At 58.4% G+C, this 351-nt stretch carries 1 protein-coding gene; it reads left to right on the top strand.

The window, feature by feature from the left end:
• A partial coding sequence (locus GHO42_RS05050; RefSeq protein ID WP_153384133.1) for a GGDEF domain-containing protein occupies positions 1-351 on the top strand: 351 nt, incomplete at both ends.

Here is a 351-nt window from a genome sequence, read left to right as displayed (position 1 = left end):
CCTTTATGGCGCGGGCTGGCAGCGAATTGGGCATCAGGCCCCGTGAGCACGATCACTACCTGGCGATGATCGACATCGACAACTTCAAGAAAGTGAACGACCTGTACGGCCATGACATTGGCGACGAAGTGCTCAAACGCACGGCAGCGAATATCAAAGCCGTGGTGCAGGGCTATGAATATGCGCGCCTGGGCGGGGAAGAGTTTGCCGTGTACGTTTCAGGCGTGCGCCGGGATGACGTTGAAGTGCTGATGGATGCATTGTGCCGTCAGGTGCGCGAAGACCCGCATCAATACCCGGTGACCATCAGCATCGGCCTGACCAGGGTTGACGACCACGACACCCTCAACC

It is taken from the genome of Pseudomonas sp. FSL R10-0056 (assembly GCF_009600105.1).
GTDB classification, from domain to species: domain Bacteria; phylum Pseudomonadota; class Gammaproteobacteria; order Pseudomonadales; family Pseudomonadaceae; genus Aquipseudomonas; species Aquipseudomonas bubulae.
This window is presented reverse-complemented; position numbering and strand designations above follow the sequence as displayed.